Origin of the sequence: Pseudomonas sp. B21-009 (assembly GCF_024749345.1) — a bacterium.
Classification (GTDB): Bacteria; Pseudomonadota; Gammaproteobacteria; order Pseudomonadales; family Pseudomonadaceae; genus Aquipseudomonas.
Map to the genome: position 1 here is coordinate 859489 of NZ_CP087199.1, position 24285 is coordinate 883773.

Genomic DNA, 24285 nt, shown 5'->3' on the forward strand with positions numbered 1-24285 from the left:
TGCATGACCGATCACGCTTTGCTGCTGGTCAACCTGGGTTCACCGGCCTCCACCTCTGTCGCCGACGTGCGCCGGTACCTCAATCAGTTTCTCATGGACCCCTATGTCATCGACCTGCCGTGGCCGGTGCGGCGGCTGCTGGTGTCGCTGATCCTGATCAAGCGCCCGGAGCAATCGGCCCATGCCTATGCCTCGATCTGGTGGGACGAGGGTTCGCCGCTGGTGGTGCTGACCCGCCGCCTGCAGGCCGCAATGCGCGAGCAGTGGAGTCACGGCCCGGTGGAAATCGCCATGCGCTACGGCGAGCCTTCGTTGCCGACGGTGCTGACGCGCCTGGCCAGCCAGGGCGTGAAGAAGGTCACCTTGGCGCCGCTGTACCCGCAGTTTGCCGACAGCACCGTGACCACGGTCATCGAGCAGGCGAAACAGGTGATTGGCGAGCACAAGCTGCCGCTCGAGATGGCGATTCTGCAGCCGTTCTACGACAAGCCGGAATACATCGACGCCCTGGTAGCCAGCGCGCAGCCGTACTTGCAGGAGGATTACGATCACCTGCTGCTCAGCTTCCATGGCCTGCCCGAGCGACACCTGAAAAAACTCGACCCCACCGGCAAGCATTGTTTCCAGGACGCCGATTGCTGCCGCACCGCTTCGCCCGAGGTGCTTGCGGTCTGCTATCGCGGCCAGTGCCTGCGCACCGCCCAGGCGTTCGCGCAAAAGATGGGCATCCCCGATGGCAAGTGGTCGGTGTCGTTCCAGTCAAGGCTGGGGCGGGCGAAGTGGATCGAGCCGTACACCGAAACGCGGTTGGACGAGCTGGGCAAGTCAGGGGTGAAAAAGCTGCTGGTAATGTGCCCGGCGTTTGTCGCCGATTGCATCGAGACCCTGGAAGAGATCGGTGACCGCGGGCGCGAGCAGTTTGTCGAGGCCGGCGGCGAAGAGCTGGTGCTGGTGCCGTGCCTGAATGATCACCCGCAGTGGGTGCAGGCGTTGAAGGGGATGTGCGAAGAGGCTTGAGGGCCTCATCGCCGGTCTAGCCCGCTCCCACAGACTGCTTGGGAGGGGGCTAGACCTTCAGATCAAGGCAACTGATCGTCCAGCGCCTTGTTCTTCCAGCTGTCGTTACCCGGCAGCAGCAAGTTCAAGGCAATAGCCACCACCGCGCACAGGGCGATGCCCTTCAGGCCCCAGTCATCGGGGCCTGTGCCGCTACCGATCAGCACGCCGCCGATACCGAACACCAGGGTTACCGACACGATCACCAGGTTGCGCGCTTCGCTGAGGTCGATCTTGTGGCGGATCATGGTGTTCATGCCCACCGCCGCGATCGAGCCGAACAGCAGGCAGAGGATGCCGCCCATTACCGGCACCGGAATGCTCTGCAGCAGCGCGCCGAACTTGCCGATGAAGGCCAGGGTGATGGCAAAGATTGCCGCCCAGGTCATGATCTTCGGGTTGTAGTTCTTGGTCAGCATCACCGCGCCAGTCACTTCGGCGTAGGTGGTGTTGGGCGGCCCGCCGAACAGGCCGGCAGTGGTAGTGGCGATGCCGTCACCGAGCAGGGTGCGGTGCAGGCCAGGTTTTTTCAGGTAGTCGCGGCCGGTCACGCTGCCCACCGCAATCACCCCGCCGATGTGCTCGATCGCCGGCGCCAGGGCCACCGGTACGATGAACAGGATCGCCTGCCAGTTGAACGCTGGCGCGGTGAAGTGCGGCAGCGCCAGCCAGGGCGCGGCGGCGATCTTGGCGGTGTCGACCACGCCAAAGTAGAACGACAGGGCAAAGCCCACCAGCACCCCGGCAATGATCGGCACCAGGCGGAAGATACCCTTGCCGAACACCGCGACGATCAGGGTGGTCAGCAGCGCCGGCATGGAGATCATCATCGCGGTGCCGTACGGCAGCAGCTCGGCGCCGTCACCGGCCTTGCCCATGGCCATGTTGGCGGCTATCGGCGCCATTGCCAGGCCGATCGAGATGATCACCGGGCCGATCACCACCGGTGGCAGCAGGCGGTCGATAAAGCCGGTGCCTTTGATTTTTACCGCAAGGCCGAGGAAGGTGTAGACGAAGCCCGCCGCCATGACCCCGCCCATGGTCTCGGCCAGGCCGAACTGGCCCTTGGCGAGGATGATCGGGGTGATGAAAGCGAAACTTGAGGCCAGGAATACCGGCACCTGACGGCCGGTCACTATCTGAAACAGCAGAGTTCCCAAACCCGCCGTGAACAGCGCGACGTTGGGGTCGAGGCCGGTAATCAGCGGCATCAATACCAGCGCGCCGAAGGCGACGAAGAGCATCTGCGCGCCGGAGACGACCTGGCGCCAGAGCGGGTCGTTGAACTCATCCTGCATGTTCAGGCGTCCTTCTGCTTGGTACCAAAGATCTTGTCACCGGCATCGCCCAGGCCCGGGATGATGTAGCCGTGCTCGTTCAGGCACTGGTCGATCGAAGCGGTGTAGATCTGCACGTCCGGGTGGGCTTTCTCGACCACGGCGATACCTTCGGGGGCAGCGACCAGGACCATGGCGCGGATGTCCTTGCAGCCGGCCTTTTTCAGCAGGTCGATGGTGGCGACCATCGAGGCGCCGGTGGCCAGCATCGGGTCGATGATCAGCGCCAGGCGCTCGTTGATCTCCGGGGCGAGTTTTTCCAGGTAGGTGTGCGCTTCGAGGGTTTCCTCGTTGCGGGCCACGCCCACGGCGCTGACCTTGGCGCCCGGGATCAGGCTGAGCACGCCGTCGAGCATGCCGATGCCGGCGCGCAGGATCGGTACTACAGTAATTTTCTTGCCGGCGATCTTCTCGACCTGGACCTTGCCGCACCAGCCGTCGATTTCGTAGCTTTCCAGCGGCAGGTCTTTGGTTGCTTCGTAGGTCAGGAGCGTGCCGACTTCCTGGGCGAGCTCGCGAAAATTCTTGGTGCTGATGTCGGCGCGGCGCATCAGGCCGAGCTTGTGGCGGATCAGCGGATGGCGGATCTCACGGGTAGGCATAGGGAAAAGCTCCGGGGGGCGGGCAAAAAAACCGCGCTAGATTAATCTATTCAGCCATGCATGTCCTCAGACTTACTGGACGTTAGTCCAGAAATGCTTGATCTGATGCGACGGGATGCGTACCTTTGCCCGCTTTTCTCAATTGCCGCCCCTTGGAGAGCGCCATGTCCGCCGATCTCGAGCACATCCGTCAAGTCATGCGCGAGGCTGACTGCCTGCACACCGAAGCCGAAGTCGAGGCCGCCATCGCCCGCGTGGGCGCGCAAATCACCGAGGTGCTGGCCGACAGCAACCCGGTAGTGTTCTGTGTGATGAACGGCGGCCTGATCTTCGCCGGCAAACTGCTGACCCATCTGCAATTCCCGCTGGAATCGTCCTACCTGCACGCCACCCGCTACCGCAACCAGACCAGCGGCGGCGACCTGTTCTGGAAGGCCAAGCCGGAAGTCTCGTTTATCGATCGTGACGTGCTGATCATCGACGACATTCTTGACGAAGGTCATACCCTCAGCGCAATCATCGATTTCTGCAAGCATGCCGGTGCCCGCGCCGTGCACACTGCCGTGCTGATCGACAAGGACCACGACCGCAAGGCCAGCGCCGACCTCAAGGCTGACTTCTGCGGCTTGAGCTGTGTTGACCGCTATGTGTTCGGTTATGGCATGGACTACAAAGGCTACTGGCGCAACGCTAACGGTATCTACGCTGTAAAGGGTCTCTGAGGTCCACAGGCGGGGCCGGTCGACCCGGCTTGCCCCGTTTGCCTTACCCCATGCTAGAGTGCCAGGCTGCCCCCAAGGAGCCTGACATGCGTGCGATTTTCCCCCTGCTGTTCCTGCTGAGCATGCCGCTGGCTGCGGCGCCCCTGCACAGCCAGTTCCTGCCGCCCGACGACCTCGGGCTGCGTAAGGAAGTTGCCGATTCGCAGCAGTTGCTGCAGGTCACCAGCTATTCGGTGGTAGTGGGCAACCAGCGCCAGTCCAACCAGCAACCGATTCCGGTCACCTCACCGTTGATTCTGCGCCTCAAGGGCAAGCCGCTGAGCAAGGGCGCGACCATCAGCCAGGTACTGATCAGCTTCGATGCCGAAAGCAAAAGCCTGAAAAAGCCGGTGTTCGACGACAAGAGCAAAACCCTCACACTCAACTACCCGCTGGCCCAGTACCGGGTGATGCTCGACCTGCTGCGCAACGATACCATCTATGTGCAGTTCCTCAGCTATCCCAACGGTCACATCTGGGCCGATCTGCATACCGGAAGCGTACGCGCGCGTTGAGTGCCGGCGTTGCCCGGGGGTAAACTGCCGGCCCGTGAAAATGTCCGTGATGGTTCAGTTGGAGTCGGCAATGCGTAAAGACAAGAAGCAAGTGATTGGTGATGAGATCAGTGATGACTACATTAAGTCGTTCCTGCAATACGAGCCGGCCGATGGCGTAACTTCGCCTTCGCATCACAAGCTGATCAAGGGCTACCGCGGCCTGCGCGTCGATGACTTCGAGCGCTATGTCGGCTTCTTCGTCGAGGCTGGTTATGACCTGGACGGCAAGGACGAGCACGGTAAGACCTTCGTCGAAGCCATCGCGGATCAGCGCAATGCGCCCGAGTACACCGAGATCATCGACAAGGCTCGCGGCTGATACCAGCGCCCATAAAAAAACGCCCCGAAGGGCGTTTTTTATGCCGGCAGATTATGCGTAGCTCTGCGCCGGGCTGCTTTCGACCAGGCCCAGGGCCTCGTCGTTGTACGCACTGATCTTGTGGTACAGGGCAGCGTCGGTGGCCAGGACCTTTTCCCGGGCCGGGAAAATTTCCTTGAGCTTGGCCGCCCAGGCGCCCTTGGCTTGCTCGGGGAAGCAGCGCTCGATCAGATCCAGCATGATCGACACGGTTACCGAAGCACCAGGGGAAGCACCGAGCAGGGCGGCCAGGGAGCCGTCCTTGGCTGCAACCAGTTCGGTACCGAACTGCAGGATGCCGCCTTTTTTCGGGTCTTTCTTGATGATCTGCACGCGCTGGCCAGCCACTTCCAGACGCCAGTCCTCGGCCTTGGCCTCGGGGTAGAAGCGGCGCAGTGAATCCAGGCGCTGCTCCATCGACTGCATCACTTCGCTGACCAGGTACTTGGTCAGGTCCATGTTGTCGCGGGCCACGGCCAGCATCGGGCCGATGTTGCCCATGCGTACCGACAGCGGCAGGTCGAGGAACGAGCCGTGCTTGAGGAACTTGGTGGTGAAGCCTGCGTACGGGCCGAACAGCAGCGAGGTCTTGCCGTCGACCACGCGGGTATCCAGGTGCGGCACCGACATCGGTGGCGAACCTACCGCGGCCTGGCTGTAGACCTTGGCCTGGTGGCGCTTGACCACTTCCGGGTTGTCGCAACGCAACCACTGGCCGCTGACCGGGAAGCCGCCAAAGCCCTTGCTCTCTTCGATACCCGACAGTTGCAGCAGCGGCAGGGCCGCGCCACCGGCGCCGAGGAACACGAAGCGGGCATCGACTTCACGGCTGCTGCCGCTGTTGACGTCCTTGATGCTGACGGTCCAGCCGCTGCCGTTACGGCGCAGGCCGGTGACTTTCTTGCAGTACTTGACCTGTGCTTCGGGGGCGTTGGCCAGGTGCTTGAGCAGCTTGTTGGTCAGCGCGCCGAAGTTGACGTCGGTGCCTTTCATGACGCGGGTGGCGGCGATCTGCTGGTCGGCAGGGCGACCCGGCATCATCAGCGGCATCCACTCGTTCATCACCGCCTTGTCTTCGGTGTACTCCATTTCGCTGAAGGCGTGGTGCTGCTTGAGCATCTCGAAACGCTTCTTGAGGAAGCTGATGCCCTTCTCGCCCTCGACGTAGCTCAGGTGCGGCACGGGGTTGATGAACGCCCGCGGCGAGCTGAACGCACCCTTTTTGCTCAGGTAGGCCCAGAACTGCCGGGACACCTCGAACTGGGTATTGATATGCACCGCTTTCTTGATATCGATGCTGCCGTCGGCGGCCTGTGGCGTGTAGTTCAGTTCACACAGCCCGGCATGGCCGGTCCCGGCGTTGTTCCACGGGTTGGAACTTTCCGCGGCACCCGAATCCATCAACTCGACGACTTCCAGCTTGATCGCCGGGTCGAGTTCCTTGAGCAGTACGGCCAGGGTGGCACTCATGATGCCTGCCCCTACCAGTACTACATCGACTGCTTCGTTCTGCGCCATTAACGCGTCTCCAAAATCTTCAGCACCAAATTGACAGCATAGGATCCCTGGCTTGCCAGGATCGCCATGTCCGATTATTCGCAGTTTTTGCAACTTCAGCGGACACCACCAACCGGGCTTTGCGTTGCCTATGAACGCATTTTACAGCCGGTGCGGCAATTCGACTTATGGTCAAGGTATCCGTCGTGCGTTATGGACCGGTTTCAGGCACCCATTGCAAATGAGCGCTGTTGCCAGCTGTTCAGGGCTGTTCGGGACACTTTAGGTGCTTTTGCACATGCCAGACTGTTCATTGCTCGCCACACTCTCGTGAAGTTGTGAAAACCCGTTTTTTCACGCTCTTTTGGAGACGTGAACCTCAAAATGGGCTGCGCGATGGCAGACCCGGCAGGTTCAGGCAGAGCAGATGGCCGGATGACGCAGGCACACTGGCTGGTGCAAGACCTGTGTGGAAGGCTCTCTGTGGGCGGTGCGGGGGATGCGCAATGCTGGGCATTGGCGGTACTGCGAGGCCCGATCAGGAGACGTCCTTATAATCGGGGGGAGATTATAGCGATGTCGCGGGCAGAAAAGCTCTTTATTAGCGACTTTTATTGAGGCAAAACTCAGGCGGCGAGGCTGCGTTGCAGCCAGTTTCCACTGACACGCTTTGAAACACGGGCGCTGGCGGGCAGCGGACGGTTAAGCCAGGCGAGGCGAATTTCGCTTATTTCCACCCAGCCACTGGTCGCCGGGGCCTGCGCGCACTGCTTGAAGGCCTGGCAAAGGCCGTGGGCGTCGAGGCGGGCGAAGCAGCGTTGTGGGGTGCGTTTGAACAGCAGGGCCAGGAGCGAGGACATGGCGGGTATCCCTGTGGAGAACTGAGGCAAGGATAACCAGCCAGTGATGAAACGATTGTGACAGCGAACCGGGCCCGGGTATGCCTGTCTTATTCACTAATGGCACGCCGATAGCTGGGCTGCCCCGTGCTGGTTATACTGGCGGCCTTTGCTGCCTATTCTGGAGAGATGAGCATGTTGCAACGTTTGTTGTTCGGTTTGATCGCGGTGACCAGTCTGACCCTGGCCGGTTGTGCCCACAGCCCGCAACAACTCAGCCCGCAACCGAAACTCAACGCCCAGCTGGCGCCGGTCGGTCATGGCCAGCCAGTGGTGGTCAAGGTGGTCGATGGCCGCGCTTCGCAAACCCTCGGCACCCGTGGCGGCCTGTACCCTGAAACCAGCGCCATCACCGTGACCGGCAACGACATCCTGCCAAAACTGCAGGCCCAGGCCGAAGCAGCTGTGCGCCTGCTGGGCTTTACCCCGACGCCGAACGCCTACAACGCGCCGCAGCTGACCGTGACCCTGGCCGAGCTCAAGTACCAGTCGCCCAAAGAAGGCATGTACGTGACCGAAGCCACCATCGGCGCAACCTTCAAGGCTGACGTGGCCAACGCCAACCGTCGCTACAGCGGCCGCTACGGCGCGTCGCTGGACCAGCGCTTCGGCATGGCGCCGAACCAGGAAACCAACACCAAGTTGGTGGGTGATGTGCTCAGCGATGCGCTGACCCGCCTGTTCAAGGACCAGGCCATCGGCCAGATCCTCGGCGAATAAGCCTCACCAGCAAAAAGCCCGATGTCTGCATGGCAGGCATCGGGCTTTTGTGTTTTTGCAGGTTCAGGCGGCTTCGACGTAGAAGTCCAGCACGCTGATGCCGGTAGGGCCGTCGACCTCGGGCAGGTCTTCATGGGCATGCCCGCCCAGGGCGCAGTACACCAGCCATTGGCGGTCCTGGACGTTGAACGCCAGGCCGTCGATCAACGCCTGCTGCTCATCGCTCTGGGCGATCAGGTAGAGGCGGTCCTGGTTTTCGGCGTGCAGCATGACAAGCTCCGGTGAGTGGCGACGGCCAACAGAGTGGCGTGTCTTGATGACGAGCGTGTGACGCCGGGAATTAATCGTCATTTGTCGCAAAGCACAGGCAAGGGCACGGCGCTTGGGTAGAATGCCCGCCGTGTCGAAAGTACTCTTTGAGGTTTTGCGATGTCGTTGCAAGTGATCTGGGGGCTGTTCGCCGCCCATCCGGCCAAGCTGATCAATCTGCTGGCCCTGCTGCTGACCTGCCCGGGCGGCCTGCTGCTGCACAGTGCCCGCCGCCGCGCGGCGCAAACCCTGGCGGGCCTGGCTGGTGATGAAGCGGTGATCGATGGCATGAGCCTGCGCATCAACCGCTTCTACTACATTCTTGGCTTTGCCTTCCTGGCGCTGGCCTTGCTGTTGTCCTGGTTCAGCACCTGGGTGTGAAGCCTGCTCCCAAGTTAATTGTGGGAGCGGGCTTGACCCGCGATAAATTTACAACGCCAACCCTGCCTTGACCCGGTACTGATTGCGTACCGGCATCGCATACTGCTGCACCAGGTACGGCCGCTGTTCGGCCGGGCAGGCGTCCAGGCGGCGCTGCCATTCGGCCTGGGCGCGGGCCAGTTCATCGGCCGCAAACACTTTGGCCGCTGCTGGCACCTCCAGCGCCGGGTCGGCATCGGCCCACTGCGCATAGGCCAGGTAATGCACCGGGAACAACCGGTAGCCGGCCAGAATCTGCCGGTCAATCTCTGCTGCCAGTTGCTTGGTGTCCTCGACGAACTCCGTCACCGGCGGGGCAAAGTTGATGTGCACGCGGCCTTTGTAGCCGGTGATGCCCTGGGCGATGCTGATGTCGTCTTCACCCGGCGCCTTGCTGTAGGTGCCGGTGGTGGCGCGGATATACAGCTCGCGGGCCTTGGCCTGGTCGCAGGGGTCGTACTCGTAGCTGATCGACACCGGGCTCAGGTTCAGCGACTGGATCACGGCGCCAAACGGCTCGTCCTTGCGGCTCATGTGGAACATTTTCAGGATTGCCGAATCGGTACGGTCATCACCATCCTTGGCCCGGCCTTCGGCCTGGGCGATCCAGATCGACTGGCCGTCGTTACGGATCGAATGGTTGATGTAGGCCGACAGCAGCTGGTAAGCCGCGAGCTTTTCCCGCCGGCCGGTGATCGAGCGGTGCACGATGAAACTCTTGTTCAGGCGCATCATGTCGCTGACGAACGGTTTTTGCAGCAGGTTGTCGCCGATGGCGATGCGCGGGGTCGGCAGGCCGGCGTGGTACACGGCATAGTTGACGAAGGCCGGGTCCATGACGATGTCGCGGTGGTTGGCCAGGAACAGGTAGGCGGTACCGGCCTTGAGCTGCTCGACGCCGGTGTAGGTCACGCCGTCGGTTGCCCGCTCGATGGTATGGTCGACGTAGTACTCGACCTTGTCCTGCAGGGTCGAAACGCAGGTAACCCCGGCAAACTCTTTGCGCAGGCGCCGGGCGATCAGCGGCTTGAGCAGCCAGCCGAAGGCCCCGGCCATGCGCGGGAAGCGGAAGTGGGTGAGGATATCGAGGAATGCCGGGTCGCTGAGCAGTCGTGCCAGAACGGCAGGGACTTCAGCGTCGTCGTACGGTCGGATGGCATCGAATTCGCCCATCATGCTCTCTTGTTGGAAACGGCTAGGGTAATAGGTAGGGCCGGGGTCTGAAAAACGGCTCAGACACACTCAGGGCCTGTAAATAGACCGGCAATTATACGCACAAGTCACTCGGGAGGCCGCGATGCTGGAGACAGCGCTTTACGATTGTCCTTATTGTGGTGAAGAAGTCGAGACGACAGTGGACCTGTCGGGCGGTGATCAGGAGTACATCGAAGACTGTCAGGTGTGCTGCAAGCCGATCCGTTTCGTGCTGCAGGTGCATGGCGAGGAATGGATGCTGGACGTTTATGGTGAGAATGACTGATGCAGCGAATCTACGACCCTGAAAGCCTGCTCGAAGCACAAATGCTCATCGGCATGCTCGCCAGCGAAGGCATCACAGTGCACCTGGTCGGCCGCGACCTGATGGGCGCCATGGGCGACCTGCCGATGCACGGTTTGCTCGGTTTGGCGGTGGCCGATGAGCAGGCTGCCTGCGCACGCGAGCTGATCGCCGCGTACAATAGCGCCCAGCCACTTGCCGGCGACGAACCGGAGAACATCCCCGGAACCCTGATTTGCTAGGTTTTTGCCCTCATGTGTGGACGTTATGCGCTGTTTCGCTGGTCTCCCGCCTTTGCTGCCCTGCCGGGATTTCCCAGTGACCAGCAAGCGCAATGGAATATCTCCCCCGGCGCCTCGGTGCTGATCCAGCGCCGCCTCGAGGGTGGCCAGCTGGAGCTGGCGCGGGCACGCTGGGGCCTGACCCCGGCCTGGCTAACCGACTTGTCGCGCACCCCGGCCCACGCCCGCGCCGAAACCCTGGCCGAACAGCCGATGTTCCGTGAGGCGTTTCGCCTGCGTCGCTGTCTGCTACCGGCCAACGGCTTTTACGAATGGCGCGGCACCCAGCGCAAGCGGCCGTACTGGCTGACGCCGGGGGAGGGCTCGTCGTTGTTTTTTGCAGCGATCTGGGAGGCATATCCGGTGCAGGATCAGGTCTGGCTGAGTACCGCGGTGGTAACCCAGGCGGCGCTGAACCAGCGCCGGCCGCTGATACTCGATGAGGCCGGGCAGGCTGCCTGGCTCGATCCCGAAACCCCGCCGGCGCGCTTGTACGAGCTGCTGGCGGGCGGCCAGGCGCCGCTGCGTGAGCGGGTGCTGGCCAATATGGTCAATGATCCCAAGCTCAATGGGCCGGAGTGTCTGACCCCGGCTTAAAAGCACCGCGGGTCAAGCCTGCTCCCTCAGCTGACCCTTTGCTCTGTGGGGGCTGGCTTTACACCCTGAACTGATTGATCAAGCGCCGCTGTTGCTCGGCCAGCTTGGTCAGCTCGGCGCTGGCGGTACTCGACTCATCCGCCCCGCCAGCCACCTCGTTGGCCACCTGGCCAATATTGATCACGTTACGGTTGATGTCTTCGGCCACCGCGCTCTGCTCTTCGGCAGCACTGGCAATCTGCGTGTTCATGTCGTTGATCACCGACACTGCCTGGGTAATGCTTTCCAGCGCCTGGGCAGCGCGCGCGGCTTGCTGCACGCTGTCGTCGGTCTTGCCCTGGCTGTCTTCCATGACCCGCACCACATCGCGGGTACCTTGCTGCAGTTGCTGGATCATCTGCTGGATTTCTTCGGTGGCCTGCTGGGTTTTCTGCGCCAGGTTGCGCACTTCATCAGCGACCACGGCAAAACCACGGCCCTGCTCACCGGCGCGAGCGGCCTCGATGGCAGCGTTAAGCGCCAGCAGGTTGGTCTGCTCGGCAATCGCGCGGATGGCGGTGAGGATGGCGTTGATGTTTTCGCTGTCGCGCGCCAGGTTCTGCACCACACCCACCGCTCGGCCGATTTCCTCGGCCAGGGCGCTGATCGAACTGGAAGTATCGCGCACGATAGCCAGGCCCTGGTGTGCGGCCTGGTCGGCATTGCTGGCGGCCTGGGCGGCATGGGTGGCGTTGCGCGCGACGTCCTGGGCGGTAGCGGTCATTTCGTGCACGGCGGTGGCCACCAGGTCGATCTCGGCCATTTGTTTGTGTACGCCCTGGTTGGTGCGAATGGCGATGTCGGCGGTGTGTTCGGAGGAGTCGCTGACCTTCTGCACCGAGGCCACCACCTGGCTGATCATCGCCTGCAACTTGCTCAGGAAGGTGTTGAAGCCCTTGGCGATCGAGCCCAGTTCGTCGGCGCGGTCGCTGCTCAGGCGGCGGGTCAGGTCGCCTTCGCCCTGGGCGATGTCATCGAGCATCGCCACCATCTGCCGCAGTGGCCGGGCAATGCCGTGGGCCAGCAGCCAGATCACCAGCAGGCCAAGGGCGGCGATACCCAGGCCGACCACGGTCATGCCGGTGATGTCGGTGCGGCGCTGGTCGCTGAGGTCGCTTTGCAACTTCTGCACATCGGCCATCACCGCGCTGATCGGCAGTTCCAGCAGCAGGGTCCAGCGCGCGTCGGTATTGGCGATCTTGAACGGCAAGTACAGCTCGATGCGGCCTGCGCCCTGGTCGACTTCGTAGTGCAGGTTCTCGCCGCTCAGTTGCGCCAGGGTGGCGGCGGCATTGGCGTCGAGGACGTCGCTGGCTTTCTCGCCGAATTTGCCCGGGTCTTTGGTAAAGGCCACCAGGCGGCCGTTGCCGGACACCAGTGCCAGCTCGCCGGCACCGTCATAGAGCTGGCGATCGGCGGTATTGAGCAGTTCCTGGATGAAGTTCACCGACAGGTCGGCGCCGGCAATGCCCTGGAACGTGCCGTCGATCATGATCGGCTCGACGAACGAGGCGAGCATCACCACTTTGTCGCCTACCTTGTAAGGTGCCGGGTCGATCACGCAGGCTTTCTTTGATTCCCGCGGGCACAGGTAGTACTCACTGGCGCGCACGCCGGTGGCGAGGACGGTCTGGTCGTTGACGTCGGCCAGTTTGTCCAGGCCCAGGCTGCCGTCTTCGTTGCGGAACCACCAGGGCAGAAAGCGCCCGCTGGCGCTGTCGATACCGGTGATCGAGGTGCCGACGAAGCGCGCGTCGTCGTGGTCCAGGGCGTTGCTTTCCCAGCCCAGGTAGGTGCCGAGGATCAGCGGGTTGGTCAGTGCTGTCTGCTTGAGCAGGGCGATCATTTGCTGGCGTTCGATCTTCAGCAGCGGATTGCCGCTGGCGTCCTGCATGCCGAGCATGGCGTTGCTGGTAGCCAGGCCCCTGGCAATCAGTAGCGGTGCTTCCAGGCCGCGCTGGATCTCGCTGACCTGGGTCCGCGCCAGGGCGGTCAGGCGCTGCTCGATCACCGCCTCGAACTGCTGCTGGGTGCGGCTTTGCACCAGCTCCTGGGTACGTTCGCCGGAATACACGGCGTACAGCACCAGGGCGGCGACAATGCTCAGGACAATGGCGCCGGCCAGGGCGGCGACGGAAAACTGGATCGACCGGAACTTCATGAGGGGGCTCCAAGCGCAAGGAAAGGCGTCTGCCTTGCGTTATCGGCCCGGCCGGGCGAAAGCATGAGCACCGTCTGGAGAATTCTTCGTCAGGGATATGGCGGGCTCAACGGAGTCGGCCTAGGATACGCGGCATGTTCGAAGGGAGTGTTTTCATGCGTAAGTCATTTGTAATCGGTGCATTGAGCGCCAGCGTCCTGCTCGCTGGCTGCCAGGCGGTGAACACCACCAGCGGCGGCGCCGTGGGTGTCGAGCGTAAGCAATACATGTTCAGCATGCTGTCGACCGATGAGGTCAACCAGATGTATGCCCAGTCCTACCAGCAAACCCTGGGCGAGGCATCCAGCAAGGGTGTGCTCGACAAGACCAGCAACAACGCCAAGCGCGTGCAATTGATCGCTGACCGCCTGATTGCCCAGGCCCCGCAGTTCCGCCCGGACTCGGCGCAGTGGAACTGGGAAGTCAACCTGATCAAGAGCGACGAGCTCAACGCCAACTGCGGCCCGGGTGGCAAGATCTTCGTCTACAGCGGCCTGATCGAAAAACTCAAGCTGACCGACGACGAGCTCGCTGCGGTCATGGGTCATGAAATCGCCCACGCCCTGCGTGAGCATGGTCGTGAGGCGATGTCCAAGGCCTATGGCGTACAGATGGCTCGCCAGGGCGCCGGTGCCCTGCTGGGCCTGGGCCAGGACAGCATGGCGATCGCCGACACGGTGGTGCAGTACAGCATGACCCTGCCCAACAGCCGCGCCAACGAGAACGAAGCCGACCTGATCGGCCTGGAGCTGGCCGCCCGCGCCGGCTACAACCCGAATGCGGCGATCAGCCTGTGGGACAAGATGGCCCAGGCCTCGGGTGGCTCGCAGCCGGAGTTCATGAGCACTCACCCGGCGTCGGCCAGCCGTCAGGCTTCGTTGCAGGCGGCGATTCCGAAGGTGATGCCGTTGTACGAGCAGGCTCGCAAGTAAAAATCGCAGGTCATGCCCGCTCCCACAGGCCACTGTAGGAGCGGGCTTGACCTGCGATTGTATTCAGCCGATCCAGCCACTGACCTGCATCGCCGAATACACCGCCACCGCGGCCAGGACAAAGAATGCAGCCGACGCCAGGCGGCGGATCAGGGTCAGTGGCAGTTTCTCTGCAGCAAAATTACCCGCCAATACCACCGGCACGTTGGCAATCAGCATGCCCAGGGTGGTACCGATAATGACCATGATCAGGTGCGGATACTGCGCCGCCAGCATCACCGTGGCGACCTGGGTCTTGTCGCCGATTTCAGCGATGAAGAACGCGATCAGGGTGGTCAGGAACGGGCCGAAGCGCCGTGCGGTGCTGGCTTCGTCATCGTCCATCTTGTCCGGGATCAGCGTCCACAGTGCCGTGGCGGCAAAGCTTGCGGCGAGAATCCAGTGCAGGGTGGCGGCGGAGAAGAAGGTGCTGAACCAGGCGCCGACGGCACCGGCCGCGGCATGGTTGGCCAGGGTAGCGGCAATGATACCGGCGATGATCGGCCAGGGCTTGCGAAAGCGCGCGGCAAGGATCAGCGCGAGCAATTGGGTTTTGTCGCCAATTTCGGCGAGGGCCACGATCGCGGTGGGGACGAGCAATGATTCCAGCATCAGGATTCCTACGGGGGCGGGTCGACACGGCTATGACACGTACAGCCTTCCCGCCCCGGGTAAGGTGTTCGTGTCATAGGTCTTGTCAAACCCTGGGTCCGTCTGTGCGGACCGTGGGTCGCACGCGCCATGGTCTGTAGACCAAGTATGTTGACGCGTACCGGGCGAGCTGGGTGCTCGCGGGAGACTACTCCCCTAGGACGGAGCGGATTCTGCCTAGGCAAATCCGTTTCGGCAAGCGCTCTTTTTAACCGCGTGTTGCCTGGTAGATGCGAAAGCCTTGGCCCTCGTCGCGGATCCGGCAGTTGCCCAGGGCCTCTTCGATCAGCGGCTGGTAGCGCAGGAAGCTGTTGGCCACCAAGCGCATTTCGCCGCCTTTTTTCAGATGATAGGCTGATTTTCGCAGCAGGTTTTCCGAGGCCTGGTAATTGGTGTGAACACCTGTGTGGAACGGCGGGTTGCTGATGATCACGTCCAGCTCGCGCGGCGCGGCATCGATGCCGTCGCCGCAGATCACCTCGCCTTCCAGACCATTGGCGGCCAGGGTCAGGCGGCTGCTGGCCACGGCAAAGGCGTCGACATCAAGCAGGGTGATGCGGTTTTGCGGATAACGGCGTTTGATCGCCGCCCCGAGAACACCCGCGCCACAGCCAAAATCCAGCACGTGGCCGGTTGGCAGCTGGTCGAGGTTTTCCAGCAGCAGGGCGCTGCCGCGATCCAGGCGCCCATGGCTGAATACGCCCGGCAGGCTGACGATCTGCAGCGGGCCATCGGCCAGCTCCAGCTGGAAATGCTCGGCCAGGCTTTCCAGCGGCCTGGCTTCAGGGGCGTGCTCGACGGTGACCTGCCACAGCTGGCAATGGCGGGCGCTGTCGAGTTTGCGCGGCTTGCCGAAGGCGTGCAGTTGTTTGGCCGCGCCTTCGATGCCGCCGCGTTTCTCGCCGACCAGGTACAGCTGGCGACCGGCCAGGCGCGAGGCCAGGGCGTTGAGCAGGTAATTGGCCAGGTCCCGGGATTTGGGCAAGAACAGCACGGCGGCGTCGAAAGCCTGGGCCGGTGCGTTTACATCGAAGTGGCTGCGCCCGGCGAAGCGTGCCTCGAGCGCCGCCTGGTCGCCGGCGTGCCAGCTCCAGCCACGGGCCGCAGGCAACTTGCCGAGCAGGTCGTCGGCAGGCAAACCGGCCAGCAACAGCGAGCCCTGGAAAAGATCGGCCTGACGAAGCAACACTTCACTGCGCGGGTCCATGGACGGCGACTCCTGAAAAAAGTGGCGCAGTTTACCAGAGCCAGGCCGGGCTTAGACCTGGCGGCGCGGGCTGCCGGCAAAAAACGCCTCGGCGTTCTCGCTCAATTGCTCGACGATACGCTGGCGTGACTCGACCGCGCCCCAGGCGCTGTGCGGGGTGACGATCAGCCGCGGGATATCGGCTGCCAGCAGCGGGTTGCCGTTGACCGGTGGTTCGACACTCAGCACGTCGGTAGCCGCGCCGCCCAGGTGGCCGGCGCGCAGGGCATCGGCCAGGGCCTGCTCGTCGATCAGGCCGCCGCGGGCGGTGTTGATCACAAAGGCGCCGGGCTTGAGCAGGTCCAGTTGACGGGCGCCGATCAGGTTGCGGGTGTGCTCGTTGAGCGGGCAGTGCAGGGTCAGCGCGTCGACCTGCGGCAGCAGCTCATCCAGCGCAATACGGTCTTCGCGGGGCGGGCGCCCGGGCAACTGGCCAAGCAGTACGCGCATGCCGAAGGCTTCGGCCAGGCGTGCTACGGCGCCACCCAGCTCGCCATGGCCGAGCAGGCCGAGGGTCTTGCCCTCCAGCTCGACGATGGGGAAGTCCAGCAGGCAGAACTGTTTGGCCTGGCCCCACTGGCCGTTGGCGACGGCCTTTTGATAGTCGCTCAGGCGTGTGGCCAGGGCCAGCAGCAGGGCCAGGGTGTGCTGGGCCACCGACGGCGTGCCGTAGCCCTGGCAGTTGCTGACCACCACGCCCTGGGCGCGGGCGGCCTGCAGGTCGACATTGTTGGTGCCGGTGGCGGCCACCAGAATCAGCTTCAGCTCGGGGCAGGCGGCGAGGGTGGCGGCGTCGATCATGACCTTGTTACTGATCGCCACGCTGGCGCCCTGCAGGCGTTCGGCGACCTGCCCGGGGGCGCTGGCCGGATAGAGCTGCAGCTCATCGAAACAGGCCTTGAGGCGATCCAGCGCCAGGTCACCGAGGTCCAGGGAGCTATGGTCGAGAAACACGGCGCGACGGGAGATGGACATAGGGTGGCTCCAGTAAGGGCTCAAGCGTTGTAGGCGAAGCAATCGTAATGGCTGTGCTCAAGGCTGCTTTGCAGTTCAAGCAGGCCTTGCTGTTGCTGCTGCAGTGCCTGGATCTGCGCCTGCAGCTGGGCGCTTTTGCCGGCAATCGCCTGGCGCACCCGCTCGATCGGCAAGCCGGCCTGATCATCACTCACCAGCGCTTGCATCTCCTTGAGGCTGAAGCCGAGCTTTTGCGCGCACTTGATCAGGCTCAGCAGGGCGACGCTGTGTTGGTCATACAGGCGATAACGGCCCTGGCGCCTGGGCGCCGGCAGCAGGCCGATGCGCTCATAATGGCGAATGCTTTTGATGGTTGCCCCGGACAGCTGCGCGGCTTTGCCGATGTACATCGAACGTCCTTGTTAGTGCCGGTGAGCCAGCCTGCGCGCCTGCTGCAGCCAGGCATCGCGCTGGCCTGCGCTCGAGCTGATGATGGGGCCAAACGTTAACGTCTTTTGCGTCCTGATTCCACAGAAGCCCAGGGTCGTGCGGCGCATCTGCTGCAGCGCCGGCATGCGGTAGACCCAGCGGTAGTACCAGGGCGGGGTGTCCATGCTCACCAGCAGGTCGGCGCTGCGGCCTTTGAGCAACTGTTCGGGGAAGGGCGAGTTGTTGCGGTACTTGAAGGCAAAGCCGGGTAGCAGGACGCGATCGAGAAAGCCCTTGAGCAGCGCCGGAATCCCGCCCCACCAGACCGGGAAGACCAGCACCAGGTGCTCGGCCCAGCTGATCAGCTGCTGGGCGTGCAGCAGGTCGGGCTCCAAAGCTTGTACCTGTTGATAACCCTCGCGCAGGATCGGGTCGAAGGCCAGCTCGCCGAGCTCCAGCAGGCAGACTTCATGGCCTTTGTCGCGGGCACTGCTGATGTAGCTGTCGCTCAGTGCTGCGCAGAAACTGTTACGCGAAGGGTGGCCGAGTATCACCAGGATTCGTTTGCTCATCGAAGGCAGTTCCAGGGGCAAAGCGCTGAGGCTAACGCCTGCCCCAAGGGGGAGAGTCAAGGCGCCAGCACCCACAGGGATTGTTTCAAAGGTCTGCGAGGGCGTAGTGTGTTGCCCCCGTTTGACCTTTTGCCGCAAGGAGCCCCCATGTACTGGGCCGAATTTCTGACTGTCGCCTTGATCCACCTGCTGGCTGTAGCCAGCCCCGGCCCGGACTTTGCCGTGGTGGTGCGCGAGAGTGTTACCCACGGCCGGCGCGCCGGTACCTGGACGGCCTTTGGCGTCGGTACCGCGATTTTCCTGCATGTCGGCTATTCGCTGCTGGGTATCGGCCTGATCGTGTCGCAGTCGATCATGCTGTTCAATGCGCTGAAATGGCTGGCTGCCGCCTACTTGCTGTACATCGGCTTCAAGGCCCTGCGCGCCCGCCCGGCCGCGCCTGGCAGCGACGCCGTGCAGGCCTCCACGGTCGAGCGCACACCGCGGGCGGCCTTTGTCGCCGGCTTCATGACCAATGGCCTGAACCCTAAGGCGACGCTGTTTTTCCTGTCGCTGTTCACCGTGGTCATCAACCCGCACACGCCGCTGGCGATCCAGGCCGGTTACGGGTTGTACCTGGCCGTGGCCACCGGCCTGTGGTTCTGCCTGGTGGCCATGCTGTTCAGCCAGCAGCGGGTGCGCGCCGGCTTTGCCCGCATGGGTCACTGGTTCGATCGCACCATGGGCGCGGTGCTGATTGCCCTGGGGGTGAAGATCGCTTTCACCGAAATGCACTGACAATGATGTTCAAACGCCACTAATCCCTGCAGCGGTCAAATCATTCCTTTGGCTGATTTGGCCGCTGTGGAGGCGTTCTAGAGTAAGGCATGTCTTGCCCAGCCTGTGCACTCTAGAAAAGGGACTCCTATGTTGCAGACTCGCGTCATTCCTCCTGCCGAGGACGCTTATCAGTTTCCGCTGTTGATCAAGCGCCTGCTGCTGTCCGGCAGCCGTTACGAGAAAACCCGCGAGATCGTCTACCGCGATCAGCTGCGCTACAGCTACCTGACCCTCAACGAGCGCATCGCGCGGCTGGCCAATGTGCTCACCGAAGCGGGGGTCAAGGCGGGTGACACCGTGGCGGTGATGGACTGGGACAGCCATCGCTACCTCGAATGCATGTTCGCCATTCCGATGATTGGCGCGGTGGTGCACACCATCAACGTGCGCCTGTCGCCGGAGCAGATCCTTTACACCATGAACCACGCCGATGACCGCTTCGTGCTGGTCAACAGCGACTTTGTCGGCCTCTACCAGGCCATCGCCGGGCAACTGACCACGGTGGAGAAAACCCTGCTGCTGACCGATGGCGAGCAGAAAACCGCCGACCTGCCGAACCTGGTCGGCGAGTACGAGCAATTGCTGGCGGCCGCCAGCCCGGTCTATGACTTCCCTGATTTCGACGAGAACTCGGTTGCCACCACGTTCTACACCACCGGTACCACCGGTAACCCCAAGGGGGTGTATTTCACCCACCGGCAACTGGTGCTGCACACTCTGGCGGCTGCGACGGTCACCGGCAGTATCGACAGCGTGCGCCTGCTCGGCAGCAATGATGTGTACATGCCCATCACGCCGATGTTCCATGTCCATGCCTGGGGCATTCCCTACGTGGCGACCATGCTCGGCATCAAGCAGGTCTACCCCGGGCGCTACGAGCCGGAGATGCTTTGCGAACTGTGGCGCAACGAGAAGGTGACCTTCTCGCATTGCGTACCGACCATCCTGCAGATGCTGCTCAATGCCAAGGGTGCCCAGCAACAGGACTTCGGCGGCTGGAAAATCATCATTGGCGGCAGTGCCCTGAACCGCGCCCTGTACGAGGCGGCCAAGGCCCACGGAATTCAGCTGACCGCCGCTTACGGTATGTCCGAGACCTGCCCGCTGGTGTCCTGCGCTCACCTCAACGACGAGCTGCTGGCTGGCAGCGAAGACGAATGCATCACCTACCGGATCAAGGCCGGGGTGCCGGTGCCGTTGGTGGAAAGTGCGATTGTCGATGGCAACGGCAACTTCCTGGCGGCCGACGGCGAGACCCAGGGCGAACTGGTGCTGCGCGCGCCGTGGCTGACCATGGGGTACTTCCGCGAGCCCGAGAAGGGCGCCGAACTCTGGCAGGGCGGCTGGCTGCACACCGGTGACGTCGCCACCCTCGACAGCATGGGCGTGATCGATATCCGTGACCGCATCAAGGACGTGATCAAGACCGGCGGCGAGTGGATCTCGTCACTGGAGCTCGAAGACCTGATCAGCCGCCACCCGGCGATCCGCGAAGTGGCGGTGGTCGGTGTCGCCGACCCGCAGTGGGGCGAGCGGCCATTTGCCTTGCTGGTGATCCACGAAGGCCAGAGCATCGACGCCAAGGTCCTCAAGGAACACCTCAAGCCATTCGTGGAGCTGGGGCACATCAACAAGTGGGCGATCCCCAGCCAGATCGCCCTTGTTACTGAAATTCCCAAGACCAGTGTCGGCAAGCTCGACAAGAAGCGCATTCGCCTGGACATCAGCCAGTGGCAAGCCAGTAACAGCACCTTCCTCTCGACCCTGTAATGCCGGGCGGGTCGCGCCTGAAGCGGCGCGACCCGCACGCCAGACGCATGGGCGCCTTGTCAAATGACGAAATTAAGCCATTCTTCCCCCAGCCAGCGTAGTGGCCGGTCATGCAGACCCTGCCTGAGGGGTTGGGATGCAAATCACACTTTAGAGGGATCAAGCAGTTCAACCTGCTGGCTATAGTCGGTTCAGGGGATTTTCAGGAACGGGGGATCGCACATGCATGTGCCTAGCCACTCGCTCGAGCAAAAAGGTGCGCTCACACCGCTCGAGCGATGCGTTTCTGCAAAGGACTCACTGCCATAAAAATAAAGTACATGGAGTAGCGTCGATGACATCAGCAAATCTGTTCTGGCGCCGGGCGAAACTGCCCCTGGCCGTCAGCCTCGCTTCTACGCTCGCCGGTCCTGCATTCGGCGTCAGTTTCAACATCGGTGAAATCGAAGGCTCGTTCGACTCGTCGCTGTCGGTGGGGGCGAGCTGGTCGACAGCCAGCCCGAACAAGAACCTGATCGGCGTCAACAACGGCGGCAAGGGGTTGTCGCAGACCTCCGATGACGGCCACCTGAACTTCAAGCGCGGTGAGACCTTCTCGAAAATCTTCAAGGGTATCCACGACCTGGAACTCAAGTACGGCGATACCGGGGTATTCGTCCGTGGCAAGTACTGGTACGACTTCGAACTCAAGGATGAGCATCGCGAGTTCAAGGACATCAGCGACACCAACCGCAAAGAGGGCGCCAAGTCGTCCGGCGGGCAGATCCTCGACGCCTTCGTCTACCACAACTACTCGATCGCCGATCAGCCGGGCTCGGTGCGCCTGGGCAAGCAGGTGGTCAGCTGGGGTGAAAGTACCTTCATCGGTAACGGTATCAACTCGATCAACCCGATCGACGTGGCGGCCTTCCGCCGTCCGGGTGCCGAAATCAAGGAAGGCCTGATTCCGGTCAACATGTTCTATGTGTCCCAGAGCCTGACCGACAACCTCTCGGGCGAAGCCTTCTACCAGCTCGAATGGGACCAGACCGTCGTCGACAACTGCGGCACCTTCTTCTCCCAGCCGGACATCATTGCCGACGGCTGTACCGATAACCTGCGCGTACTCAACAGTGCCAACGCGTTGCCAGCGGCCGCCCGCGGCTTCCTCGCAAGCCAGGGTGTGGACGTCAATGGCGAAGGTGTGCGGGTCGCCCGTGGCCCTGACCGCGATGCGCGAGACAGCGGCCAGTTCGGCGTGGCCTTGCGTTACATGTACGACCCGCTGGGCACCGAGTTCGGCGCCTACTTCATGAACTACCACAGCCGTGCGCCGATCTTCAGCGCCCACGGTGCCGATCCGCGGGTCTATGCCGGCCTGGCCGGGCTGCCCGCAGCCTTGCGTCCGTTGGCACCGCTGATCGTCGCCGGCAACTCCAGCTACTTTGTCGAGTACCCGGAAGACATCCGCCTGTACGGCCTGAGCTTCTCCACCACCCTGCCTACCGGCACGGCGTGGAGCGGTGAAATCAGCTACCGGCCAAACGCCCCGGTGCAGCTCAACACCACCGATATCCTCTACGCCGGCGTGCGTCCGATTGGCGGCACCCTGGCCAACGCCTCGCTGCTCAACGGTGTACCGGGCCAGGACCTGAACGGCTACCGGCGCAAGGAAATCACCCAGTTCCAGACCACCCTGACGCACTTCTTCGACCAGGTCATGGGCGCCAGCCGCCTGACCGTGGTGGGTGAAGTCGGCGTGACCCATGTCGGCGGCCTGGAAAGCGCCCACGATGTGCGTTACGGCCGCGACCCGGTTTACGGCCCAGGCCCGCTGCCGGCAACCCCAGGGGCAGGCAATCTCGATACCTGCTCGGCGATCATCAACACCGGCACCATCAACGGCGCAGGCCCTGGCGCTTCGGACGCCAACCGCAGCCGCAACTGCGAGAACGACGGTTACACCACCAGTACTTCCTGGGGCTACCGCGCGCGCGCCATCTGGGACTACCCGGATGTATTCGCCGGGGTCAACCTCAAGCCGAGCGTGGCCTGGTCCCATGACGTGTCTGGCTACTCGCCAGGCCCTGGCAGCAACTTCGAGGAAGGGCGCAAGGCGATCAGCCTGGGCCTGGATGCCGAGTACCAGAACACCTACACCACCAGCCTGTCGTACACCAACTTCTTCGACGGCAAGTACACCACCGTGGATGACCGCGATTTCATCGCCCTCAGCTTCGGCGTGAACTTCTAAGAATTCGGATTCAGGACGACCATGAAGATGAAAACAACCAAGACTCTGCTGCAAGCCGGTGTACTGGGCCTGTCCCTGTTGGCGACCAGTGTCATGGCGGCGGTTTCCGCCGACGAGGCGGCCAAGCTGGGCGCCAGCCTGACGCCGATGGGTGCGGAAAAGGCCGGTAACGCCGACGGCTCGATCACGGCCTGGAAGCCGCTTGCCAAAAGTGCCGGTAGCGTCGATAGCAAGGGTTTCCTTGCCGACCCTTATGGCAGCGAACAACCGAAGTTCACCATCACCGCGCAGAACGTCGACCAGTACAAGGACAAACTGTCCCCTGGCCAGGTCGCCATGTTCAAGCGCTATCCGGACACCTTCAAGATGCCGGTGTACCCGACCCACCGGGGCGCTACCGTACCGGACGCGGTGTTCGCGGCGATCAAGAAGAACGCCACCAGCACCAACCTGGTTGGCGGCGGCAACGGTCTGGAAAACTTCGACACCGCCGTGCCGTTCCCGATTCCGAAAAGCGGCGTCGAGGTGATCTGGAACCACATCACCCGCTACCGTGGCGGCAGCGTGACTCGCCTGGTGACCCAGGCCACGCCGCAGCAGAACGGCTCGTTCAGCCTGGTGTACTTCCAGGACCAGTTCGTCTTCCGCGACCGGATGAAAGATTACGATCCGGCCAACCCGGGCAACGTGCTGTTCTACTTCAAGCAGAAGGTGACGGCGCCAGCGCGCCTGGCCGGTACTGTACTGCTGGTGCACGAGACCCTCGACCAGGTCAAGGAGCCGCGCAAGGCGTGGGTCTACAACGCCGGCCAGCGCCGGGTACGGGCAGCGCCACAAGTGTCCTACGACGGCCCGGGTACCGCCGCCGACGGCCTGCGCACCTCCGACAACCTGGACATGTACAACGGCGCGCCGGACCGTTACGACTGGAAGCTGGAAGGCAAGAAAGAGCTGTTCATTGCCTCCAACAGCTACAAGCTTGACGATCCCAAGCTCAAGTACGCCGACATCATCAAGGCCGGGCACATCAACCAGGACCTCGCCCGATACGAACTGCGCCGGGTATGGCATGTGGTCGCAACCCTGAAACCGGGCCAGCGCCACATCTACGCCAAGCGTGACTTCTACATCGACGAAGACACCTGGCAAGCGGCGGTGATCGACCAGTACGACGGTCGCAACCAGCTGTGGCGCGTGTCCGAAGCCCACTCCCAGGACTACTACAACGTCCAGGTGCCGTGGTACACCCTGGAAGCCATCTACGACCTGCAGTCCGGTCGCTACCTGGCCCTGGGCATGAAGAACGAGGAAAAGCGAGCCTACGACTTCGGGTTCACTGCCTCCAAGGCTGACTTCCAGCCTGCAGCGCTTCGCCAGGAAGGTGTGCGCTAAGTTTCAAACCTCCGTGTGATCTCCCAGAACGCCCCGGCTTGCCGGGGCGTTTCTGTTTGCGCATCCGTGTCGGCTGAGCCTTGTCGTTTTTTGTTGTAGTCTTTTTTCCGCAAAGCG

26 protein-coding genes, 1 pseudogene and 1 riboswitch are annotated in these 24285 nt (G+C 62.7%); of the genes and pseudogenes, 14 read left to right on the forward strand and 13 right to left on the reverse strand.

What is annotated here, in order from left to right; genetic code table 11:
- Window positions 1-3: 3 nt before the first annotated feature.
- Window positions 4-1017 (forward strand): ferrochelatase, encoded by a 1014-nt coding sequence (hemH, locus tag LOY34_RS03820; RefSeq protein ID WP_045196002.1) that lies wholly within the window; start codon window positions 4-6, stop codon window positions 1015-1017.
- Between the two features lie 62 nt (window positions 1018-1079).
- Here the strand turns inward: hemH and LOY34_RS03825 are convergent, their stop codons facing one another.
- Window positions 1080-2354, reverse strand: coding sequence for a uracil-xanthine permease family protein (locus LOY34_RS03825; protein WP_093387948.1), 1275 nt, complete (start codon window positions 2352-2354; stop codon window positions 1080-1082).
- A gap of 2 nt (window positions 2355-2356) precedes the next feature.
- Window positions 2357-2995, reverse strand: coding sequence for a uracil phosphoribosyltransferase (gene upp / locus LOY34_RS03830; RefSeq protein ID WP_045196006.1), 639 nt, complete (start codon window positions 2993-2995; stop codon window positions 2357-2359).
- A gap of 164 nt (window positions 2996-3159) precedes the next feature.
- Here upp and LOY34_RS03835 point away from each other — a divergent pair, with 164 nt between their 5' ends.
- The 3 genes from LOY34_RS03835 to LOY34_RS03845 all read left to right on the forward strand — a co-directional run bounded on the left by LOY34_RS03835 (window position 3160) and on the right by LOY34_RS03845 (window position 4632).
- Window positions 3160-3717: a hypoxanthine-guanine phosphoribosyltransferase gene (locus LOY34_RS03835; RefSeq protein ID WP_010225758.1), complete on the forward strand. Its 558-nt coding sequence runs from the start codon at window positions 3160-3162 to the stop codon at window positions 3715-3717.
- A gap of 86 nt (window positions 3718-3803) precedes the next feature.
- Window positions 3804-4271: a hypothetical protein gene (locus LOY34_RS03840; protein WP_258664299.1), complete on the forward strand. Its 468-nt coding sequence runs from the start codon at window positions 3804-3806 to the stop codon at window positions 4269-4271.
- 70 nt (window positions 4272-4341) lie between these two features.
- Window positions 4342-4632, forward strand: a complete 291-nt coding sequence (locus LOY34_RS03845) for a PA4642 family protein (RefSeq protein WP_045196010.1) — start codon at window positions 4342-4344, stop codon at window positions 4630-4632.
- A gap of 51 nt (window positions 4633-4683) precedes the next feature.
- Here LOY34_RS03845 and mqo read toward each other — a convergent pair whose 3' ends face one another.
- Both mqo and LOY34_RS03855 read right to left on the reverse strand, forming a co-directional pair.
- Entirely contained in the window at window positions 4684-6189 is a 1506-nt protein-coding gene (gene mqo, locus LOY34_RS03850; RefSeq protein WP_045196012.1) for a malate dehydrogenase (quinone), read from the reverse strand.
- Window positions 6190-6794: 605 nt separating this feature from the next.
- Window positions 6795-7028, reverse strand: a complete 234-nt coding sequence (locus tag LOY34_RS03855; RefSeq protein WP_195885671.1) for a hypothetical protein — start codon at window positions 7026-7028, stop codon at window positions 6795-6797.
- A 174-nt stretch (window positions 7029-7202) separates the two neighbouring features.
- Here LOY34_RS03855 and LOY34_RS03860 point away from each other — a divergent pair, with 174 nt between their 5' ends.
- Window positions 7203-7787, forward strand: a complete 585-nt coding sequence (locus tag LOY34_RS03860; protein ID WP_038997150.1) for a YajG family lipoprotein — start codon at window positions 7203-7205, stop codon at window positions 7785-7787.
- A 63-nt stretch (window positions 7788-7850) separates the two neighbouring features.
- On the opposite strand, the gene LOY34_RS03865 is transcribed toward LOY34_RS03860, so the two are convergent.
- Window positions 7851-8057, reverse strand: a complete 207-nt coding sequence (locus LOY34_RS03865) for a hypothetical protein (RefSeq protein ID WP_045196016.1) — start codon at window positions 8055-8057, stop codon at window positions 7851-7853.
- A gap of 159 nt (window positions 8058-8216) precedes the next feature.
- Here LOY34_RS03865 and LOY34_RS03870 point away from each other — a divergent pair, with 159 nt between their 5' ends.
- On the forward strand, window positions 8217-8477 hold the full coding sequence (locus tag LOY34_RS03870; RefSeq protein WP_045196018.1) for a hypothetical protein: 261 nt from the start codon (window positions 8217-8219) through the stop codon (window positions 8475-8477).
- 48 nt (window positions 8478-8525) lie between these two features.
- Here LOY34_RS03870 and LOY34_RS03875 read toward each other — a convergent pair whose 3' ends face one another.
- On the reverse strand, window positions 8526-9689 hold the full coding sequence (locus LOY34_RS03875) for a 1-acyl-sn-glycerol-3-phosphate acyltransferase (RefSeq protein WP_045196020.1): 1164 nt from the start codon (window positions 9687-9689) through the stop codon (window positions 8526-8528).
- 124 nt (window positions 9690-9813) lie between these two features.
- On the opposite strand from LOY34_RS03875, the gene LOY34_RS03880 reads away from it, so the two are divergent.
- Genes LOY34_RS03880 through LOY34_RS03890 form a run of 3 tightly spaced genes read left to right on the forward strand, consistent with a single transcriptional unit; the run spans window position 9814 to window position 10892 of the window.
- Window positions 9814-9996: a CPXCG motif-containing cysteine-rich protein gene (locus tag LOY34_RS03880; protein WP_045196022.1), complete on the forward strand. Its 183-nt coding sequence runs from the start codon at window positions 9814-9816 to the stop codon at window positions 9994-9996.
- Window positions 9996-10256: a putative signal transducing protein gene (locus LOY34_RS03885; RefSeq protein ID WP_038997143.1), complete on the forward strand. Its 261-nt coding sequence runs from the start codon at window positions 9996-9998 to the stop codon at window positions 10254-10256. The genes LOY34_RS03880 and LOY34_RS03885 overlap by 1 nt, the downstream gene beginning before the upstream one ends.
- A gap of 12 nt (window positions 10257-10268) precedes the next feature.
- Window positions 10269-10892 carry an SOS response-associated peptidase gene (locus tag LOY34_RS03890; protein WP_045196024.1) on the forward strand — a complete coding sequence of 208 codons (624 nt, stop codon included), beginning with the start codon at window positions 10269-10271 and terminating at the stop codon, window positions 10890-10892.
- 58 nt (window positions 10893-10950) lie between these two features.
- On the opposite strand, the gene LOY34_RS27435 is transcribed toward LOY34_RS03890, so the two are convergent.
- Window positions 10951-11793 carry a methyl-accepting chemotaxis protein gene (locus tag LOY34_RS27435; protein ID WP_371128693.1) on the reverse strand — a complete coding sequence of 281 codons (843 nt, stop codon included), beginning with the start codon at window positions 11791-11793 and terminating at the stop codon, window positions 10951-10953.
- 12 nt (window positions 11794-11805) lie between these two features.
- Window positions 11806-13092 (reverse strand): annotated as a pseudogene (locus LOY34_RS27440) (HAMP domain-containing protein); the annotation flags it as partial.
- Between the two features lie 155 nt (window positions 13093-13247).
- Here LOY34_RS27440 and LOY34_RS03900 point away from each other — a divergent pair.
- Window positions 13248-14063 carry a M48 family metallopeptidase gene (locus LOY34_RS03900; protein WP_045196578.1) on the forward strand — a complete coding sequence of 272 codons (816 nt, stop codon included), beginning with the start codon at window positions 13248-13250 and terminating at the stop codon, window positions 14061-14063.
- A gap of 63 nt (window positions 14064-14126) precedes the next feature.
- Here LOY34_RS03900 and LOY34_RS03905 read toward each other — a convergent pair whose 3' ends face one another.
- From LOY34_RS03905 to LOY34_RS03925, 5 genes are all read right to left on the reverse strand, one after another.
- Window positions 14127-14714: a TMEM165/GDT1 family protein gene (locus LOY34_RS03905; protein WP_045196027.1), complete on the reverse strand. Its 588-nt coding sequence runs from the start codon at window positions 14712-14714 to the stop codon at window positions 14127-14129.
- A gap of 88 nt (window positions 14715-14802) precedes the next feature.
- Window positions 14803-14922, reverse strand: a riboswitch (yybP-ykoY riboswitch).
- A 39-nt stretch (window positions 14923-14961) separates the two neighbouring features.
- Window positions 14962-15960, reverse strand: coding sequence for a class I SAM-dependent methyltransferase (locus LOY34_RS03910; RefSeq protein ID WP_195885672.1), 999 nt, complete (start codon window positions 15958-15960; stop codon window positions 14962-14964).
- A 51-nt stretch (window positions 15961-16011) separates the two neighbouring features.
- Window positions 16012-16974: a 2-hydroxyacid dehydrogenase gene (locus LOY34_RS03915; protein ID WP_195885673.1), complete on the reverse strand. Its 963-nt coding sequence runs from the start codon at window positions 16972-16974 to the stop codon at window positions 16012-16014.
- Window positions 16975-16994: 20 nt separating this feature from the next.
- Complete coding sequence (locus tag LOY34_RS03920) at window positions 16995-17363, reverse strand: MerR family transcriptional regulator (RefSeq protein ID WP_045196033.1); 369 nt, start codon at window positions 17361-17363, stop codon at window positions 16995-16997.
- 12 nt (window positions 17364-17375) lie between these two features.
- Window positions 17376-17954 (reverse strand): NAD(P)H-dependent oxidoreductase, encoded by a 579-nt coding sequence (locus tag LOY34_RS03925; protein WP_195885674.1) that lies wholly within the window; start codon window positions 17952-17954, stop codon window positions 17376-17378.
- A 147-nt stretch (window positions 17955-18101) separates the two neighbouring features.
- On the opposite strand from LOY34_RS03925, the gene LOY34_RS03930 reads away from it, so the two are divergent.
- The 4 genes from LOY34_RS03930 (at window position 18102) to LOY34_RS03945 (ending at window position 24168) form a co-directional block, all read left to right on the forward strand.
- A complete protein-coding gene (locus LOY34_RS03930; RefSeq protein WP_045196037.1) occupies window positions 18102-18731 on the forward strand; it encodes a LysE family translocator in 630 nt (209 codons plus the stop codon).
- A gap of 129 nt (window positions 18732-18860) precedes the next feature.
- On the forward strand, window positions 18861-20543 hold the full coding sequence (locus tag LOY34_RS03935) for a fatty acid--CoA ligase (RefSeq protein WP_258664300.1): 1683 nt from the start codon (window positions 18861-18863) through the stop codon (window positions 20541-20543).
- Between the two features lie 334 nt (window positions 20544-20877).
- Window positions 20878-22776: a DUF1302 domain-containing protein gene (locus tag LOY34_RS03940; protein ID WP_045196041.1), complete on the forward strand. Its 1899-nt coding sequence runs from the start codon at window positions 20878-20880 to the stop codon at window positions 22774-22776.
- A 27-nt stretch (window positions 22777-22803) separates the two neighbouring features.
- Window positions 22804-24168: a DUF1329 domain-containing protein gene (locus LOY34_RS03945; protein ID WP_093388214.1), complete on the forward strand. Its 1365-nt coding sequence runs from the start codon at window positions 22804-22806 to the stop codon at window positions 24166-24168.
- The last annotated feature ends 117 nt before the right edge of the window (window positions 24169-24285 follow it).

Bases quoted from the DNA above. Each gene is read 5' to 3' on its own strand.
- hemH (WP_045196002.1), top strand. From the start codon at position 4: ATGACCGATCACGCTTTGCTGCTGGTCAACCTGGGTTCACCGGCCTCC.
- LOY34_RS03825 (WP_093387948.1), bottom strand. From the start codon at position 2,354: ATGCAGGATGAGTTCAACGACCCGCTCTGGCGCCAGGTCGTCTCCGGC.
- upp (WP_045196006.1), bottom strand. From the start codon at position 2,995: ATGCCTACCCGTGAGATCCGCCATCCGCTGATCCGCCACAAGCTCGGC.
- LOY34_RS03835 (WP_010225758.1), top strand. From the start codon at position 3,160: ATGTCCGCCGATCTCGAGCACATCCGTCAAGTCATGCGCGAGGCTGAC.
- LOY34_RS03840 (WP_258664299.1), top strand. From the start codon at position 3,804: ATGCGTGCGATTTTCCCCCTGCTGTTCCTGCTGAGCATGCCGCTGGCT.
- LOY34_RS03845 (WP_045196010.1), top strand. From the start codon at position 4,342: ATGCGTAAAGACAAGAAGCAAGTGATTGGTGATGAGATCAGTGATGAC.
- mqo (WP_045196012.1), bottom strand. From the start codon at position 6,189: ATGGCGCAGAACGAAGCAGTCGATGTAGTACTGGTAGGGGCAGGCATC.
- LOY34_RS03855 (WP_195885671.1), bottom strand. From the start codon at position 7,028: ATGTCCTCGCTCCTGGCCCTGCTGTTCAAACGCACCCCACAACGCTGC.
- LOY34_RS03860 (WP_038997150.1), top strand. From the start codon at position 7,203: ATGTTGCAACGTTTGTTGTTCGGTTTGATCGCGGTGACCAGTCTGACC.
- LOY34_RS03865 (WP_045196016.1), bottom strand. From the start codon at position 8,057: ATGCTGCACGCCGAAAACCAGGACCGCCTCTACCTGATCGCCCAGAGC.
- LOY34_RS03870 (WP_045196018.1), top strand. From the start codon at position 8,217: ATGTCGTTGCAAGTGATCTGGGGGCTGTTCGCCGCCCATCCGGCCAAG.
- LOY34_RS03875 (WP_045196020.1), bottom strand. From the start codon at position 9,689: ATGGGCGAATTCGATGCCATCCGACCGTACGACGACGCTGAAGTCCCT.
- LOY34_RS03880 (WP_045196022.1), top strand. From the start codon at position 9,814: ATGCTGGAGACAGCGCTTTACGATTGTCCTTATTGTGGTGAAGAAGTC.
- LOY34_RS03885 (WP_038997143.1), top strand. From the start codon at position 9,996: ATGCAGCGAATCTACGACCCTGAAAGCCTGCTCGAAGCACAAATGCTC.
- LOY34_RS03890 (WP_045196024.1), top strand. From the start codon at position 10,269: ATGTGTGGACGTTATGCGCTGTTTCGCTGGTCTCCCGCCTTTGCTGCC.
- LOY34_RS27435 (WP_371128693.1), bottom strand. From the start codon at position 11,793: ATGATCAGCCAGGTGGTGGCCTCGGTGCAGAAGGTCAGCGACTCCTCC.
- LOY34_RS03900 (WP_045196578.1), top strand. From the start codon at position 13,248: ATGCGTAAGTCATTTGTAATCGGTGCATTGAGCGCCAGCGTCCTGCTC.
- LOY34_RS03905 (WP_045196027.1), bottom strand. From the start codon at position 14,714: ATGCTGGAATCATTGCTCGTCCCCACCGCGATCGTGGCCCTCGCCGAA.
- LOY34_RS03910 (WP_195885672.1), bottom strand. From the start codon at position 15,960: ATGGACCCGCGCAGTGAAGTGTTGCTTCGTCAGGCCGATCTTTTCCAG.
- LOY34_RS03915 (WP_195885673.1), bottom strand. From the start codon at position 16,974: ATGTCCATCTCCCGTCGCGCCGTGTTTCTCGACCATAGCTCCCTGGAC.
- LOY34_RS03920 (WP_045196033.1), bottom strand. From the start codon at position 17,363: ATGTACATCGGCAAAGCCGCGCAGCTGTCCGGGGCAACCATCAAAAGC.
- LOY34_RS03925 (WP_195885674.1), bottom strand. From the start codon at position 17,954: ATGAGCAAACGAATCCTGGTGATACTCGGCCACCCTTCGCGTAACAGT.
- LOY34_RS03930 (WP_045196037.1), top strand. From the start codon at position 18,102: ATGTACTGGGCCGAATTTCTGACTGTCGCCTTGATCCACCTGCTGGCT.
- LOY34_RS03935 (WP_258664300.1), top strand. From the start codon at position 18,861: ATGTTGCAGACTCGCGTCATTCCTCCTGCCGAGGACGCTTATCAGTTT.
- LOY34_RS03940 (WP_045196041.1), top strand. From the start codon at position 20,878: ATGACATCAGCAAATCTGTTCTGGCGCCGGGCGAAACTGCCCCTGGCC.
- LOY34_RS03945 (WP_093388214.1), top strand. From the start codon at position 22,804: ATGAAAACAACCAAGACTCTGCTGCAAGCCGGTGTACTGGGCCTGTCC.